This window comes from Microbacterium petrolearium (genome assembly GCF_054782875.1).
In genome coordinates this window covers 1-12,635 of record NZ_BAAGRQ010000010.1, presented here as the reverse complement: position 1 = coordinate 12,635, position 12,635 = coordinate 1, and the positions used below count along the sequence as shown (strand labels likewise).

Annotated in this window: 11 protein-coding genes; 6 read left to right on the top strand and 5 right to left on the bottom strand. The window is 73.5% G+C overall.

Translation table 11 applies throughout. From position 1 onward, the window contains the following. Nucleotides 1-102 precede the first annotated feature (102 nt). The 5 genes from ACYVJ0_RS09190 (at nucleotide 103) to ACYVJ0_RS09170 (ending at nucleotide 4,824) form a co-directional block, all read left to right on the top strand. On the top strand, nucleotides 103-1,215 hold the full coding sequence (locus tag ACYVJ0_RS09190) for a mannose-1-phosphate guanylyltransferase (protein ID WP_460817422.1): 1,113 nt from the start codon (nucleotides 103-105) through the stop codon (nucleotides 1,213-1,215). 51 nt (nucleotides 1,216-1,266) lie between these two features. Continuing rightward, entirely contained in the window at nucleotides 1,267-1,662 is a 396-nt protein-coding gene (locus ACYVJ0_RS09185) for a cytidine deaminase (protein ID WP_449854058.1), read from the top strand. Next, nucleotides 1,659-2,945, top strand: a complete 1,287-nt coding sequence (locus ACYVJ0_RS09180) for a thymidine phosphorylase (protein ID WP_460817420.1) — start codon at nucleotides 1,659-1,661, stop codon at nucleotides 2,943-2,945. The genes ACYVJ0_RS09185 and ACYVJ0_RS09180 overlap by 4 nt, the downstream gene beginning before the upstream one ends. Beyond that, nucleotides 2,942-4,048, top strand: a complete 1,107-nt coding sequence (locus ACYVJ0_RS09175) for an adenosine deaminase (RefSeq protein WP_460817418.1) — start codon at nucleotides 2,942-2,944, stop codon at nucleotides 4,046-4,048. The genes ACYVJ0_RS09180 and ACYVJ0_RS09175 overlap by 4 nt, the downstream gene beginning before the upstream one ends. Before the next feature lie 293 nt (nucleotides 4,049-4,341). Continuing rightward, complete coding sequence (locus tag ACYVJ0_RS09170) at nucleotides 4,342-4,824, top strand: DUF4190 domain-containing protein (protein ID WP_460817417.1); 483 nt, start codon at nucleotides 4,342-4,344, stop codon at nucleotides 4,822-4,824. Between the two features lie 68 nt (nucleotides 4,825-4,892). On the opposite strand, the gene ACYVJ0_RS09165 is transcribed toward ACYVJ0_RS09170, so the two are convergent. The 5 genes from ACYVJ0_RS09165 to ACYVJ0_RS09145 are packed head-to-tail and all read right to left on the bottom strand — an operon-like array spanning nucleotide 4,893 to nucleotide 10,378. Beyond that, nucleotides 4,893-6,032: a mannitol-1-phosphate 5-dehydrogenase gene (locus ACYVJ0_RS09165; protein ID WP_460817415.1), complete on the bottom strand. Its 1,140-nt coding sequence runs from the start codon at nucleotides 6,030-6,032 to the stop codon at nucleotides 4,893-4,895. A 4-nt stretch (nucleotides 6,033-6,036) separates the two neighbouring features. Continuing rightward, nucleotides 6,037-8,055 (bottom strand): PTS mannitol transporter subunit IICBA, encoded by a 2,019-nt coding sequence (locus ACYVJ0_RS09160; protein WP_449854053.1) that lies wholly within the window; start codon nucleotides 8,053-8,055, stop codon nucleotides 6,037-6,039. 49 nt (nucleotides 8,056-8,104) lie between these two features. Then, nucleotides 8,105-9,757, bottom strand: a complete 1,653-nt coding sequence (ptsP, locus tag ACYVJ0_RS09155; protein WP_460817414.1) for a phosphoenolpyruvate--protein phosphotransferase — start codon at nucleotides 9,755-9,757, stop codon at nucleotides 8,105-8,107. A 5-nt stretch (nucleotides 9,758-9,762) separates the two neighbouring features. After that, nucleotides 9,763-10,038: an HPr family phosphocarrier protein gene (locus ACYVJ0_RS09150; RefSeq protein ID WP_449854051.1), complete on the bottom strand. Its 276-nt coding sequence runs from the start codon at nucleotides 10,036-10,038 to the stop codon at nucleotides 9,763-9,765. A gap of 13 nt (nucleotides 10,039-10,051) precedes the next feature. Continuing rightward, on the bottom strand, nucleotides 10,052-10,378 hold the full coding sequence (locus ACYVJ0_RS09145; protein WP_449854050.1) for a PTS sugar transporter subunit IIB: 327 nt from the start codon (nucleotides 10,376-10,378) through the stop codon (nucleotides 10,052-10,054). Nucleotides 10,379-10,532: 154 nt separating this feature from the next. Between ACYVJ0_RS09145 and ACYVJ0_RS09140 the strand changes: the two genes are divergently transcribed. Next, entirely contained in the window at nucleotides 10,533-12,470 is a 1,938-nt protein-coding gene (locus tag ACYVJ0_RS09140; protein ID WP_460817411.1) for a BglG family transcription antiterminator, read from the top strand. Nucleotides 12,471-12,635 lie beyond the last annotated feature (165 nt).

Below are 12,635 nucleotides of genomic sequence, written 5' to 3'. Positions count from 1 at the left end.
GGCACCCTAACTATCTCGACGTCGAGATGAATCCGTGACCTCGCGGGGCCGGCGCGAGGTCGTGCCCGGGTGCGCGGCGGCCGCGCCCGCTAGCCTGTCGGCATGAGCGACACGATCCCGGACTTCTTCGCCGTCATCCCCGCCGGCGGCATCGGCTCGCGCCTGTGGCCGCTCTCGCGTGCGGAGGCGCCGAAGTTCCTGCACGACCTGACCGGCTCCGGGGTGTCGCTGCTGCGCGAGACGTGGGATCGCCTGCTGCCGCTCACCGGCCCCGATCGCATCTCGGTGGTCACGGGCGTGGCCCACGGCCCGGCGGTGGAGAAGACGCTGCCGGACATCCCGGCCGCGAACGTCTTCCACGAGCTCGACCCGCGCGACTCGGCCGCCGCGATCGGCCTGGCCGCCGCCGTGCTGCACCGCCGCGATCCGGACGTCATCATCGGCTCGTTCGCGGCGGATCACGTGATCCAGCGCCAGCGCGCGTTCGAGTTCGCCGTGCGGCAGGCCGTGGCCGTCGCGCGCGAGGGATACATCTGCACGATCGGGATCACGCCGTCCGAGCCCTCGGTCGGCTTCGGCTACATCAAGACGGGCGACGAGCTCGACGTGACGGACGCGCCGATGGCGTCGACCGTGGAGCGCTTCGTCGAGAAGCCCGACCTCGACACGGCGCGGCGGTACTTCGCCGACCGCTCATTCCTGTGGAACGCGGGCATGTTCATCTCGCGCGCCGACGTGCTGCTGGGCGAGCTGGAGGCCAACGAGCCGGAGCTGCACGCGGGGCTGCTCGAGATCGCCGCCGCGTGGGACACCGATGCGCGCGACGAGGTGCTCGGCCGGGTGTGGCCCGCGCTCAAGAAGATCGCGATCGACTACGCCGTGGCCGAGCCGGCCGCCGAGAAGGGGCGCCTCGCGGTGGTGCCCGGCCAGTTCGACTGGGACGACGTGGGCGACTTCGCGAGCCTGTGGAACCTCGTCTCCAACGGCCGGCGCCAGGATGTGTCGATCCTGGGCGAGAACAAGGGCGTGCTGGCGGACGAATCGCACGGGCTGGTCGTATCGCAGACCGACCGCGTGATCGCGGTGGTGGGGCTCGACGACGTCATCGTCGTCGACACGGCCGACGCGTTGCTCGTGACGAACAGCGCCCACGCGCAGCGCGTGAAGAGCGTGGTCGGCGCGCTGCAAGCACGCGGCCGCGACGCGGTGCTGTAGCGGCGGCGCGGGGCTCCGCGCCGCGGCGGACGGAAGGGCGATAATCGAGCGATGGACATCGACTGGGATCGGCTGCGCGACGCGGCCACCGCCATGCTCGAGCGGGCATACGTTCCGTACTCGCGCTACCCCGTGGGCGCCGCGGCGATCGCGACCGACGGACGCATCGTGACCGGCTGCAACGTCGAGAACGCCTCGTACGGGCTCGGACTGTGCGCCGAGTGCGGGCTCGTCTCGAACCTCGCCGCCACGGGCGGTGGGCAGCTCGTGGCGTTCGTGTGCGTGAACCGCGACGGCGACGTCATCATGCCGTGCGGCCGCTGCCGCCAGCTGCTGTACGAGTTCTCGGTGCCCGGCATGCTGCTCGAGACGGTGTCGGGCATCCGCACGATCGACGAGGTGCTGCCCGACGCGTTCGGGCCGCGCGACCTGGAGATCGTGCGGTGACCGAGCCGTTCGACGCCGTCGACGTCATCCGCGCCAAGCGCGACGGCGGCGCGGTACCCGAGCCCGCGCTGCGATGGATGATCGACGCGTTCACGCGCGGCTACGTGGCCGACGCCCAGATGTCGGCCTTCGCGATGGCGGTGCTGCTGAACGGCATGACGCGCGAGGAGATCCGCGTCCTGACCGAGGCGATGATCGCCTCGGGGGAGCGGATGTCGTTCGCCGGCCTCGGCAAGCGCACCGTCGACAAGCACTCGACGGGCGGTGTGGGCGACAAGATCACGCTGCCGCTCGCGCCGCTCGTGGCCTCGTTCGGCGTGGCGGTGCCGCAGCTGTCGGGCCGGGGCCTCGGGCACACGGGCGGCACGCTCGACAAGCTCGAGTCGATCCCCGGCTGGCGCGCGTCGCTGTCGAACGACGAGCTCATGGCGCAGCTGCGCGACGTCGGCGCGGTGATCTGCGCGGCGGGTGCGGGGCTGGCGCCGGCCGACAAGCGGCTCTACGCGCTGCGCGACGTGACCGGCACGGTCGAGGCGATCCCGCTGATCGCCTCGAGCATCATGTCGAAGAAGATCGCCGAGGGCACCGAGGCGCTCGTGCTCGACGTGAAGTTCGGATCCGGGGCCTTCATGAAGGATCCCGAGAGGGCGCGGGAACTGGCGCACACGATGGTCGCGCTGGGCGAGGACTCGGGCGTGCGCACCACGGCGCTGCTCACCGACATGAGCACGCCGCTCGGCCGGGCGATCGGCAACGCCAACGAGGTGCGCGAATCGGTCGAGGTGCTCGCCGGCGGCGGCCCCGCGGATGTCGTCGAGCTCACCGTGGCGCTCGCGCGCGAGATGCTCGCGCTCGCGGGCCTGCCGGATGCCGATCCGGAGGCGGCGCTGCGCGACGGCCGCGCGATGGACAGCTGGCGCGCGATGATCGCGGCGCAGGGCGGCGACGCCGACGCCACGCTGCCGGCCCCGCGCGAGACGCACACCGTCACGGCGCCGCGGGACGGCGTGGTCGCCCGGATGGACGCCTTCGGCTTCGGCGTGGCGGCGTGGCGCCTGGGCGCGGGCCGGGCGCGCGCCGAGGACCCGGTCGTGCATGCCGCCGGCATCGACCTGCACGCCAAGCCGGGCGAGCGGGTGACGGCGGGCCAGCCGCTGTTCACCCTGAGCGCCGACGACGCCGCGCGCTTCGACCGCGCGCTCGAGGCGCTGGGCGACGCGTGGGACATCGCGGGCGAGGCGCCCGCGCCGCGCCCCCTCATCGCCGAGCGGATCGCGGCGTGACGGGCGCGATCCGCGACCTGCCCAAGGTCTCGCTGCACGACCACCTCGACGGCGGCCTGCGCCCGGCGACGCTCCTGGAGCTCGGCGAGGGGATCGGTCTGGAGCTGCCGGCGGCGGATCCGCGGGCGCTCGGGGAGTGGTTCGTCGGGGCGTGCACATCCGGATCGCTGCCGGAGTACCTGCGCACGTTCGACCTCACGCTCGCGGTGATGCAGACGCGGGAGGGCCTGGAGCGGATCGCGCGGGAGTTCGTGGAGGATCTGGCCGCCGACGGCGTCGTGTACGGCGAGGTGCGCTGGGCGCCCGAGCTGCACACGTCCGGCGGGCTCACGCCCGCACAGGCCGTGGCGGCCGTGGCCGACGGCTTCGCGCAGGGCGAGCGCGCGGCGGCCGAGGCGGGCCGGCCCGTCCGGGCGCGGCAGCTGCTCACGGCGATGCGGCACGGCGAGCGCTCGGCCGAGATCGCGCGGCTCGCGATCGCCTCGCGCGACGCGGGCGTGGTCGGCTTCGACCTGGCGGGGCCCGAGGACGGCTTCCCGCCCTCGGCACACGCCGAGGCGTTCGGGCTGCTGGCCGAGGCGCTCGTGCCGGTGACCGTGCACGCGGGCGAGGCGGCGGGCGTCGACTCCATCCGCTCGGCGCTGCGCGACGGGCGGGCGCTGCGGCTCGGCCACGGCGTGCGGATCGCGGACGACCTCGTCGTGCCGGGGGAGCGCGCCGGCGCCGCGCGGCCCGGCCGCACCGATGCCGCCGAGGTGCGGCTCGGCGAGGTGGCCGCGTGGGTGCGGGATCGGCGGATCCCGCTCGAACTGTCGCCGTCGTCGAACGTGCAGACGGCCGGGTTCGCGGACTGGGGCCGCGAGCTGGGCGATCACCCCTTCGACCTGCTGCGCCGCCTCGGCTTCGCCGTGACCGTCAACACCGACAACCGGCTCATGAGCGGCACGTCGCTCACGCGCGAGCTGACGCTGCTGAGCGAGGCGTTCGGCTACGGGCTGGCCGAGCTCGAGCGGTTCCAGGTGACCGCCGCCGAGGCCGCCTTCCTGCCGCTGCCCGAGCGCGACGAGCTCGCCGACCTCATCCGCGCGGGCTTCCGCGTCTGACCACTCGGTTGCGGTGGTCGCTTCATCTCCGCGGCCTCCGGCCGCTCCGTTCAGCAACCGATGGGTGCGACCGAGCGTGCAACCTCCCGGTTGCTGAACGGAGCGAGCGTCAGTGAACGCAGATGAAGCGACCACAGCAACTCCCGCTCGTCGACCGGAGGCGCGTAGGGGGCAACGCCGCGCGCGGGGAGATCTCCCCGCGGTGCGGGCCGACGCGGGGGTGCCTGCCGCGCTACCGTGAGAGGGCGCGCGTCGTCCCCGCGCGCCCACAGCACCAGCATCCGGGAGAACCCATGAGCAACGACTACCCGCCCCCGCCGCCGTCGCCCGACAACTCCGGCTACCCCGGGGGCGACGCGCCGCAGCCCGGTCAGCCCGCGCCGCCGGCGTACGCGCCGCCGCAGGGCGGCTACCCCGGCCAGTACGGGCAGCCCGCGTACGGGCAGTCCGGCTACGGCCAGCCGTACGTCCAGGAGGACCCGGGCAAGACGATGGGCATCGTCGGCCTCGTGCTGGGCATCGCGGGCCTGTTCTTCTGGTTCCTGGCGCCGATCGCGGCGATCATCGTCTCGGCGATCGCGCGCGGCAAGTCGAAGCGTGCCGGCTTCCCCAACACGCCCGCGCTGTGGGGACTGATCCTCGGCATCGTGTTCCTCGTGCTGAACATCCTCGCCGTGGTCGCGATCGGCATGTTCATCGCCGCCGGGATGGCGGAGTACGCGGAGTACTGCAGCGTCATGGGACCGGGACAGCACGGCGACATCTACTGCCCCTGATCGGCTCTCGCAGCACGAAGGCGGCCACCCGGAATCCCGGGTGGCCGCCTTCGTCGTCGCGAGAGAGGTCAGCGCGCGGCGGCGACGACCTCCACGAGGCGGTCGTGCAGCGGATGCGCGGGCTCCAGACCCGTCACCTGCGCCACGAAAGCCGCCGGCTCGAGCTCGCCCAGCAGGCGGCGCAGCTCGACGGACTGCTCGTCCGCGGCGTCGTCGAACGCGAGCGCCGCGCCGACGGCCGCGAGCAGCGCGTCGACGCCCAGCCCGCGCTCGGCGGCCTCGGCGGCGGGGCCGATGAACCGCTCGTGCCGCGACAGCTTGCGCAGCGGCTGGCGGCCGACGCGCTGCACCGTGTCGGGCAGCGCGGGGTTGCGGAACCGGCCGAGGATGGTGGCCCGGTACTCCGCCAGCTCGGCCGCCGAGAAGCCGTGCTTGGCCTCCAGCAGCGCCGAGGTCTCCTCGAGCGCGGCGGCGACGCCGGCCGCCACCGCCTCGTCCGCCAGCGCGTCGGCGATCCGCTCGAGGCCGGCCCGCGCGCCGAGGTAGGCCGCGGTTGCGTGGCCGGTGTTCACCGTGAACAGCTTGCGCTCGATGTACGGGCCGAGGTCGTCGACGAAGTGCGCGCCGGGGATGCTCGGCGGGGTGTCGCCGAACGGCGCGCGCTCGATCGCCCACTCGTAGAACGGCTCGACCGTCACGTCGATCCCGGCGCCCTCCGGCTGACCGGGGACGATCCGGTCCACGGCGGTGTTCGCGAACACCGCGCGCGGGGCCAGCTCGTCCCACTCGTCGCCGGCGACCGCCGCCATCTCGGCGCGCAGGGTGTCGGTGGCGCCGATCGCGTTCTCGCACGCCATCACCTGCAGCGGCGCCGCGGCGGCATCGCGCCGCCGCAGCCCCGCCACGAGGTGCGGCGCGATGAAGCGCAGCACGGTGGGCCCCACGGCGGTGGTGGCGACGTCCGCCGCCGCCACCTCCGCCGCCACGGCATCCGGATCCTGCGCGCTGTCGATTGCGCGGAACCCGGTGACCACGTGGTCGCGGCCGCCCTCGCCCACCTCGTGCACGGTGTACGCGTCCGCGGCGTTGATGGCGTCGACGAGCGGCGCCGCCACGTCCGAGAACACGAGCTCGTACCCGCCCTGGTGGAGCAGCAGCCCCACGAAGCCGCGGCCGATGTTGCCCGCGCCGAAGTGCACAGCCTTCATGCGATCAGCCCTCGTTCACCGTCTGGAGCAGCGCGTACAGCTCCTGCGGGGTCGATGCGGCCTTGAGCTTCGCGATCTGCTCCTCGTCCGAGAACAGCGTCGCGACGTTCGACAGCAGCGCGAGGTGCTCGTCGCCCTTGCCGGCGATGCCCACGACGAACGTCGCCGTGTCGCCGTCCCAGTCGACGCCGCCGTCGTAGCGCACGACGGTCAGCGCCGAGCCGAGCACGGCCGACTTGGCGTCGTTGGTGCCGTGCGGGATCGCCAGCTCGTTGCCCATGAACGTCGACACCGTGCGCTCGCGGGCGAGCATGGCGTCGTAGTACGCGGGCGTGACGGCACCGGCGGCCTCGAGCATGTCGGCGGCCTCGCGCAGGGCCTCCTCGCGGGTGGCCGAGCCGGAGTGGATGCGCACGCGCTCGACCGAGAGCACGTCGGCGGCCGTCGCCGCAGGCGTCTCCGCCTCGACGGCCGCGAGGGGGGCGCCGCCCTGCTGCTGCTCGACCAGCATCCGCGTGATCTCGTCGTAGCGCGGCGAGTTCATGAAGTTGTCGACCGAGACGTGCAGGGCCGACTGCTCGCGCTGCTTGGCGCGATCGGTCAGCTGCTGCTGGGTGACGACGAGGTCGGCCGTGCCGTCGAGCGACGCGATCGCCTTGTTGGTGACGGTGACGCCCTGGATGCCGGCGGCCTTGAACTTGTTGCGCAGCACGCTGGCGCCCATGGCCGACGATCCCATGCCCGCGTCGCACGCGAACACGACCTTCTCGATCGTCTTCGTGGCGGTGGTGGCGCCGCCGGCGGCGAGGCCACCGAGCACGCTCGACTTGCGGCCCTTGTTGGCCTCGGTCTGCGCGATGGCCGACGCGAAGCCGTCCGAGCCGGCGGCCTCGGCGGCGAGGTCGCGCTTGCGGCTGCCGAGCAGGAACATCATGCTCACGAGGAACGTGACGCCGGCCGACAGGACGACCGAGAGGATGACGCCGATGTGGCTGCCGGGGGCCGTCTGGATGAGCACGGCGAAGATCGATCCCGGCGAGGCGGGGGCGACGAGGCCCGACTGGAAGATCACGTTCGTCAGCACGCCCGTGGCACCACCGGCGACGAGGCCGAGGAGCAGGATCGGCTTGGCGAGCACGTAGGGGAAGTAGACCTCGTGGATGCCGCCGAGGAACTGGATGATCCACGCACCGGGAGCGGTCGCGCGCGCCGCGCCGACGCCGAACACGGCGATCGCGAGCAGCAGACCGGCGCCGGGGCCGGGGTTCGCCTCGACGAGGAACAGCAGGCTGCGGCCGGTGGCCTCGACCTGCTGGGTGCCGATCGGGGTGAACACACCGTGGTTGATGGCGTTGTTCAGGAACAGCACCTTCGCGGGCTCGACGATGATGCTCGCGAGCGGGATGAGTCCGGTGTCGACGAGCCAGCCCACGGCTGCGCCGAGGAGGTCGGTCAGCCACTTCATGACGGGCGCGAGCCAGAAGAACGCCGCGAGCGCCGTGAAGAACCCGACGAAGCCGGCCGAGAAGTTGTCGACGAGCATCTCGAAGCCGGCCTTGACCTTGCCGGCCCAGAGCTTCTCGACCTGCTTCAGGATCCACGCGGCCAGCGGGCCGGCGATCATGGCGCCGAGGAACATGACCGTGCCGGCCGCGCCCACGATGACGCCGAAGGCCGCGATCGCGCCCACGACGCCGCCGCGGTGGCCGTAGACGACGTTGCCGCCGGTGAAGGCGATGAGCAGCGGCAGGAGGTAGGTGATGATCGGGCTGACGAGGCCCAGCCACTCGGTGCCGTCGGGCGTGGTGCCGCCGCCCAGCATGGCGGAGTCGGCCCAGCGCCAGGCCTCGACGGGGCCGGTGTTGCCCAGCCAGCCGGTGTCGATGAAGAGGGCGGTGAGGAGACCCCAGGCGATGAAGGCCGCGATGTTCGGCATGATCATGCCCGAGAGGAACGTGCCGAACTTCTGCACGCCCACGCGAACGGCGCCCGGCGACTTCGCCGGAGCTGCTGTGTCAGTCATTGGTGACTCGTCTTTCTGGTGTGTGGGTTTCGGGTAGGGGAGGAGACGATCAGGAGACGGCGGCGCGCGCGGCCTGGCGGGCGGCGTCGGCGTCGGTGGTGGACAGCGCGGCCTCCGCGATGCGGCGGGCGTCGTCGAGCGTGTGGCGCTTCAGCTCGGCGCGCACGTCGACGAGGGAGCGCGGCGACATCGACAGCGTCGTGGCGCCGAGGCCCACGAGCACGACCGCGAGCAGCGGGTCCGCGGCGGCCTGGCCGCAGATGCCGACCGGCTTGCCGTGGCGGGCGCCCGCGGCGCCGACCTCGGCGATGAGCCGCAGCACGGCGGGGTGCCACGGGTCCTGGAAGGACGACACCGTGCCGAGCAGGCGGTCGGCGGCCATCGTGTACTGCACGAGGTCGTTCGTGCCGATGGATCCGAAGTCCGTCTGCTGCAGGATCGCGTCGGCCAGCAGCGCCGCGGCGGGCACCTCGACCATGACGCCGGCGGTCTTGAGGCCGTGCTCGTGCGCGAGGGCGGTGAAGTACGCCGCCTCCTCGACGTTCGAGACCATGGGCGCCATGACCCACAGGTCCGCGTCGGTCGCCGCGTCGGCCTGGGCGAGGGCGGTGAGCTGGTCGCGCAGGATCTGCTCGTGCGCGCGCAGGCTGCGCAGGCCCCGCAGGCCGAGCGCCGGGTTCTGCTCGTCGCCGTCGGTGAGGAACTTCAGCGGCTTGTCGGCGCCGGCGTCGAGCACGCGCACGACGACCTTCTGGCCCGGGAACGCCGCGAGCAGCTTCTCGTACGAGGCGCGCTGGGCCTCGACCGTGGGCGCCTCGTCGGCGCTGAGGAAGAGGAACTCCGTGCGGAACAGGCCGACGCCCTCGGCGCCCAGCTCGACCGCCTCGGCCGCCGCATCGGGGTTGCCGAGGTTGGCCAGCAGCGGGATCGCCGTGCCGTCGGCGAGCTCGCCGGGGGTGACGGGCGCGGCCGCGGCGGCGAGGCGCTGGGCCGTGCGCTCGTCGGCCTCGGCGCGCTGGGCGTCGGTGGGATCGAGCACGACGAGGCCGGCGGCGGCGTCGACGAGCACCGTGGCGCCGTCGACGAGCCCGGGGTGCTCGCCCGTGCCGACGACAGCCGTGATGCCCTTGTCGCCGGCGAGGATCGCGGTGTGCGAGGTGGGGCCGCCCTCGGTCGTGACGACGGCGAGCACCTTGTCGAGGTCGAGCAGCGCCGTGTCGGCGGGGGCGAGGTCGTCGGCCACGAGCACGAAGGGGTGGTCGAGCTCGGGCACGCCCGGCGCGGGCACGCCACGCAGCTGCGCGATGACGCGCTGCGACACGTCGGCGAGATCGGCGGCGCGCTCGCCGAGGTAGCCGCCCATCTCCTGCAGGGTCTGGGCGAAGCGCGCGAACGCCGTGTGCACGGCGTACTCGGCCGTGTGGCCCTCGTCGATGAGCGCGCCCACCTGCTCCTCGAGCGTGGGGTCCTCGGCCATCATGGCCTGCGCCTCGAGCACCTCCTGCGCGGCGCCGCCGGCGCGCTCGCCGCGGGCGTTCAGCTCGGCCGCCACGGCGGCCACGGCCTGCGCGGCCGCGGCCTTCTCCTCGTCCGGCGTGCGCGTGCTGCGCGCGTCGCTCGGCGCGTCGAGCCGCGGCGCCATGCGCGCGATCGGGCCGTGGGCCACGCCCTGGCCGATGCCGACGCCGCGGATGTCGGTCATGGCGGTCACTCGGCGTCCTGGTCGGTCTCGAGCAGCTCGACGAGGCGGTCGAGCGCGGCCTCCGCGCCCTCGCCCGTGGCCTCGAGGGTGACCTCGTCGCCCGTGTTCGCGCCCAGCGCGATGACGCCGAGGATGCTGGCGGCGTTGACGGGCTTGCCGTCGCCCTTGGCGATCGTGACCTCGACGCCGGAGTCCTTGGCGGCCTGCGCGAACAGCTTCGCGGGGCGCGCGTGCAGGCCGTGCGAGGCGGCGATGCGGACGGTGCGGGAGATGGTGCTCATGGGCATCCCTTCGTCAGGCGGACGCCGGGTCGGCGCCCTGATCGGCGACGGCGCGGGCCAGCGCGAGCGCGCGGGCGCCGTCGAGGTCGGTGAACACGTCGTCCGGGAGGACGCCGACGGCCACGCCGCGCGGGGCGGCGAGGGCGCGCACGTCATCGAGCGAGCGATGCAGGTGCGGGCCGAGCAGCACGACGTCGGCGGAGTCGAGGTCGATCGGCAGCGAGAGCTCGGTGCCGGCGAACGCGGCGAGCTCGAGTCCCGCGGCCTGGGCGGCGCGACGGATGCGAAGGGCGACGAACGTGCTGGACGCGCCGGCGCCGCACACCACAAGGATCCTCATCGATCTCCAACTTTCCCTTCCGATCGATCCTGCGCGCGCGCGAGGGGGCGGGGCAACCAGCGTTCTTTCCTCCCGTGCGGAAGATCGGCTCGGCGCGGAGGATCGGCCCGCGGCGCCGCGTGATTGACTGAACGAGGGGACGAGAGAGGCGCACATGACCAGGCGACGGCAGGATCGGATGCTCGGCATCCTGCTGCGCCGCGGCGACTGGATGACCGCGGCGACGCTGGCCGACCAGCTCGGCGTCACGCCGCGCAGCGTGCGCTCGTACGTCACCGCGGTGAACGCGCGCGTGCCCGGCGGCGACGCCATCGAGTCGGGTCCCGCCGGCTACCGCGCTCTGCCGGGCGCCGCCGCCGCGCTGCACGCCGACGCCGAGCCGGGCACCCCGCGGCAGCGGCTGCACGCGATCGTGCGCGCGCTGCTCGACGCCGACGAGGGCATCGACGTGTTCGACACCGCCGACCGCCTGCACGTGAGCTCGGCCACGCTCGAGGCCGACCTGGGGCGCGTGCGCGCGCTGCTGGGCGGGCCCGGTGCGGGGGCCGCGGGGTCGGGGCTCGCGCTCGAGCGGCAGGGCTCGCGCCTGTGGCTGACGGGAACGGAGCTGGCCAGGCGCCGCTTCGTCAGCCGCCTCGTGCACGACGAGATGGACGACGGCGCGTTCGACCTGGCGTCCCTGCGCCGCGCGGCCGACGCCCTCGCGATCCCGTCCGGCGCGCTCGGGGCGTTCAAGGCCGATCTCGTCGCAGAGCTCGGGCGGCTGGGGTTCTTCGTGAACGAGTTCGCCGCCTCCGACGTCGTGCTGCACGGGGCGATCGCCGCCGACCGCGTGGCGCAGGGGCACGCCCTCGAGGCCGCGCACGGCGAGGCCGACCCCACCCGCGAGCGGATCGCCGACGCGATCGGCGAGCTCGCCCGCACGCACTTCGGCGTGGAGCTGGGGCGGGGCGACCGGCTGCACCTGGCCGCGCTCGTGCTCACCCGCATCGTCGTGCCGGGGGCGCCGGGCGAGCCGGGCGGGGCGCGCCCGGATCCGCAGATTGCGGCGGCCGTCTCGGCGGCGGTGACGCGTGCGGCCGAGGACTACCTCGTCGACATCGCGCACGACGACTTCGTGCAGCGCCTCGCCCTGCACGTGCAGAACCTCGTGCACCGCGCGCGCGAGGAGGCGTGGTCGCGCAACCCGCTCACGCGCACGCTGAAGTCGGCGTATCCGATGATCTTCGACGTGGCCGTCTCGATCGCCGGCGAGCTGTCCGAGACGCTCGGGGTGCCGATCCGCGACGATGAGATCGCCTACATCGCGATGCACGTGGGCGGCCGCCTCGAGCGCAGCCGCCGCGCCGAGACGACGCTCACCGCGACGATCGTGTGCCCCGGCTACTACGAGCTGCACGAGCTGCTGCGCTCGAGCGTCGACCGCTCGCTGGGCCGCTCGATCGAGGTGACGAACGTCGAGACGCGCGTGGATGTCGACTGGGACGGGATGGGCACGGATCTTGTGCTCACGACGATCGATCCGCCCGTGCCGTCGGAGCGGATCGTGCGGATCCAGCCGTTCCTCACCGACGTCGACGTCGAGCGCGTCACGGCCGCCGCGGCGCGCGTGCGGCGGGCCCGGCGGCTCGGCCGGCTGCGCGCGGAGCTGGCGCGCTACTTCGCGCCCGGCGCGTTCGTGCGCGGGATCGACGCGGCCGGCGGCGAGGAGGGCGTGATCCGGCGCCTCGGCGCGATGCTCGTGGCGCAGGGCGTGGTGGGCGAGGAGTATGTGGAGAGCACGATCGAGCGCGAGCGGCTGTCGTCGACGGCGTTCACCGAGACGCTCGCGGTGCCGCACGCGCTGCGCATGACGGCGAGGCGCACGGCGATCGCGCTGGGGATCGCGGATCAGCCGATCGCGTGGGGCGACGGGCGCGTGAACGTCGTGGCGCTCGTGGCGTTCAGCGAGAGCGACCGCGCGGCGTTCCAGACGGTGTTCGAGCAGTTCGTCGAGGTGTTCGGCGAGCCCGAGAGCGCGCAGCGCCTCATCCGCCGCGGCACCGACCTGTCATCCTTCCTCGACGAGCTCGCCGCCGTCATCGACGGCTGAGCGGGGTTGGGGCCGGGCCGGGTTGGGGCCGGGCTGGGTTGGCTGGGGTGTGACACTTCTTGTAGACGGTCGTTACCAGGAAGGAACGACAGGCAGAGATGTCTACGAATCGCAGGAAGTTCACTGAGGAGTTCAAGGCCGACGCGGTCCAGCTCGTCGTGCAGG